Origin of the sequence: Vibrio sp. S234-5, assembly GCF_000960595.1 — a bacterium.
Classification (GTDB): Bacteria; Pseudomonadota; Gammaproteobacteria; order Enterobacterales; family Vibrionaceae; genus Vibrio.
The window spans coordinates 1-4280 of sequence record NZ_JZAM01000215.1 but is presented as its reverse complement, the minus strand read 5'-3'; the positions used below and the strand labels follow the sequence as shown (position 1 = coordinate 4280).

1 protein-coding gene is annotated in these 4280 nt (G+C 41.7%); it reads right to left on the bottom strand.

The window, feature by feature from the left end:
* Positions 1 to 1215: 1215 nt before the first annotated feature.
* Positions 1216 to 1752 carry a GNAT family protein gene (locus UF06_RS12415; RefSeq protein ID WP_045570725.1) on the bottom strand — a complete coding sequence of 179 codons (537 nt, stop codon included), beginning with the start codon at positions 1750 to 1752 and terminating at the stop codon, positions 1216 to 1218.
* Positions 1753 to 4280: the final 2528 nt, after the last annotated feature.

The following is a 4280-nucleotide window of genomic DNA, read 5'->3' as shown; positions in this document are numbered from 1 at the left end:
AAAAAGCGAAGCTCTATTAGCGGCAGACTCAACACTGCGGCTGAATGAGCAGGCTTGTAACTGCCAGCAGATTAGAATGGATGAGTATTTCATAACTCAAAACAAATTCATAACTGCCTGATCTGTTGATGCAAAGCCAATCAACATTACGGCCAACTAACGCCGCGTTAAGGGGCGCAGGCACGCAATACAAAAGTGACCGCATGACAACTTAACCACTAAACCCAACGCAAATTGAAAATGCCACGCGTGCCAAGTCCCTCTTGAACGCTTTGTTATGCTTAAGCTTCAATGACTTACGTTTACCAAAACCAAGATTAACTCAGCTTTAACTCACAAACAAAAGCCAAAAACCAAAAAACTGAAATGACTCATAATTTTGAAAATCAGACTTTGAACTTTGGCAGATAAAACCGAAAAACCTGTGATCAAAATACTGATTGAGCCAGCTAAACCAACATCGCGCTTGCCCAAAAATTGATTGAGGCAATTTTCTGAATTTCCAGCGCCAAAGAATAATTGTCCGGAAAACCGCGCCCACTGAAACTAACTTGCCGACAAACACAAAACAAATCAGCCGAGGGAACAAAGAAAAACCATAATCCACTGATTTTTGGTGATTAAACATAACGCCCGGTTAAGGGGCAGCCAACGCAATTACCAAGCTTCCGCATAACACCGTAACCACAAAAACCAACGCATGATAAAAATGCCGCGCGTTGGCTGTCCCTCTTGAACCGTTTGTTATGTTTAAGCTTCAATGACTTACGTTTTACCAGAACCAAGATTAACTCAGCTTTGACTCACAAACAAAAGCCAAGACCTAAAAAACTGAAACGACTCATAGATTTGAAAAACAGACTTTGAATTTCGGCAATTCAATCACAAAAACCTGTGATCAAAATACTGATTGAGCCAGCTAAACCAACATCGCGCTTGCCCAAAAATTGATTGAGGCAATTTTCTGAATTTCCAGCGCCAAAGAATAATTGTCCGGAAAACCGCGCCCACTGAAACTAACTTGCCGACAAACACAAAACAAATCAGCCGAGGGAACAAAGAAAAACCATAATCCACTGATTTTTGGTGATTAAACATAACGCCGCGTTAAGGGGCGCAGGCACGCACTATATAAGTGACCGCATTACGCCTTAACCACTAAACAGACTGCAAACCGAAAATGCCACGCGTGCCAAGTCCCTCTTTAACGCTTTGTTATGCCTTGCGCCACTCGGTTCGAAGTACTGCCAAAACAACTGTATCCCACCATTGTTCTTTGAAAAAGCGATGCTCTCTGAAATGAGCTTCTTGGCGCATACCCAGAGACTTACAAAGTTTTATTGCTGGTAAGTTCTTACTGATTGTCTCCGCATAAATACGGTGAACACCTAACTCCGAAAAACCAAAGTCTGCCAGGGCCAAAGCCGCTTCATGACTTAACCCGTTACCTTGAGACACTCGGGAGAATGCACAACCCATTGAAGCTTGCTGGTTGTCCTCTAAACGCAAACAAACAGTCCCGATGAATTGACCTGACGCCTTACACTCTACAGCTAATTGGTACGATTTTCTTGGTTTCTCAGACGCCTGAGTTATAAACAAGCTTGTTAACTCCCTATATTTATTAGGGTCACAATCACTTTCATCATAGAAACGCTGATATTTAACATCCTGAGACATAGCTACAAAATCATCTTCATCGTTCTGAGTCATATCCCTAATAATCAGACGGTTAGTCTCGATTTTAAACATCGATAGTTCCTTTTATTTGCGAGGCATAACGCCCGGCTAAGGGGTTGACAACGCACCGCCGAACTCAAAAAACACACTGTAAACACTGAACTTCAATTTTGAACTAAAGCCGCCACGCGTTGGCAATCCCTCTTGAGCCGTTTGTTATGCAAATTCAATAAGATAAATCGACTTTACACGACCAAAAACCACAATTGCAATGGTTGAGTGATTCAAGAATCAACCCAAGCAAGAGCCGTGATAAATTAGCTGCCAAAACAAAGCCCACCTTTCAACAACAAACCAAGCTTTTGAATGAGACAAACTCAACAAACAAGACTTTCAGCAAGTGCAAAATGTTCGATTAACTTACCCTTTCCACACTTTGCACCCGCTAAATTGACAACGCACCAACGCTAAAACTGATTGAGGCAAACAAAGAATCTTATCTGTTTTACGGATTGAGTTAACCACGAATTTGAAGCCGAAAATGCTCATTTGCCGACAACACAAAACAAATGGCCGGAGAAATCCAAAAAGATTAAACCCCTAAATTTACCTGAGTTGCATAACGCCGCACTAAGCGGCAAAAAATAGTTGGCTAAACTTGTGAGGCACGAACAAAGCCAACTGTTTTTTGTCCGTTTAAGTGCCTTGTTAGTTGGCTTTTAGGATTAAAGACTGCCCTAACCAACTTGCTGATATTACTTTGTTTTATGCTGACTAGAAGCGAAAACTAGCCACTATGTTTAAAAATTTGAACCAACGCGTGCAACGATTGGAAACCAGAAACAGAAATAACGCCATTATAAACGAGCAAGAACTAATGGAGCGAAGCTATTGATAAAACCAACGTGCGCAGACGACTATTAGTGACAGCATTATTTGGCGTTATGCTCAGACTTAGAAAACCCATAGCGCAACAATTTGCGAACGATACAAAAAAACCAATTTAAACTCGACATTCAAATTCAAAAACGAAATTACTGCTCATCGGTTAAGACAACTAACGCCGCACTAAGCGGCTAAAAATAGTGGGCTAAAATATGAGCGCAGCGAAATAGCCCACTGTTTTTAGTCCGTTTAAGTGCTTTGTTAGTAGGCAATTTCAATGTTGGAATGCCCTTGCAATGATTTAGCGAAACCATTTCCAAGTTACGATGCGCAAACAAGCGGTAACGTAACAAATAACAAAATAGCTTTGCTAAAGCGAAACAGAATTGACGAAATGGTTATGCAAAAACCGTTTCACCAACTGCTACAAATTTCTGGCTTAAACGTGGCTAGTTTTCGCAAAACTGCCTACGACCAGTAACGTAACAAATCCAAAAATGAATTGATAGTGCGGAAACCGATTGACGAAAGCACGACACAAAAACAGAGTCATAACCGCTTCGATTTTCAACCTTCTCCCACGCTACCGCCAATTTAGCAAGCTCACTAAACCACAAATTACGTTGCCAACTAACGCCCGGCTAAGGGGTTGACAACGCACCGCCGAACTCAAAAAACACACTGCAAACACTGAACTTCAATTTTGCACTAAAACCGCCACGCGTTGGCAATCCCTCTTGAGCCGTTTGTTAGGCCAACCGATTGACAACGATGCTTTCAAAACCAAAGAACGAGTTTTTTGTAAACTTGAAACAAACTAACCGATTCATTTATAAACCAAAACGCTAAATCAGCAAAGAAACAAAAAACTCAAATTGAGCGGTTTGGAAGAAAAGTGACGAGCGTAGCATGCTCGGCGGACGTTTGGATGCCGAAGGTTATTTTGCTGCTAAACTCACAACGAAAAGCAACCCAACGCGATCAAGAAACAACAAATATGTGATGACGATTTATTGCTTAAGTTCAGTCTGAGAACATGGAATTTACCGTTCAATCCCAACTCGATTTAGCTGATAAAAACTCACTTTGCCTAACGCTGCATTAAGGTGCGAACAACGCTAAATCTCCAAACCCAAACCACTCCACCTTAAACACTAAAGCCAAATTTAAACTGAAGTCGCCAAGCGTTGTGAGTCACTCTTGAATGCCTTGTTATGTCACGACCAAAGTCAGTCAAATTTAAGTGAAATATTATTTTAATACAATAAGGTAGCTGTAAATAGACAAAAAATCGAAGCCGAAGTATTTGTTATCGCACTACCTTGAGTAGCGCTAGCGCGATCTCTTGAATTGTCGCGCAATTAAGGATCGCGAAAGCGCCTCAAGGTTAGCATGGAAATAACTAATATTCGTCCTTTTTGCCGTCTTTCTTCCACCCCGTTAGATTACACTCAAACTTGAGTATCATTACCGTACATCCAACCTGTGATGACCGTCGTGTCATAACGCCGCGTTAAGGGGTGCAGGCACGCACTACAAAAGCTACCGCACAGTGCCGTAACCACTGAACCCAACGCAAACTGAAAATGCGGTTCATCCGGAAAATCGATACTTCGCCTCATGACTGGCTTTGATTTTTAACTCAAAAAATTCCCAATCACGATACCCATAGGCGACTTTGTTCAGCGTCTTTATTCGGTTGTTCACACCCTCTA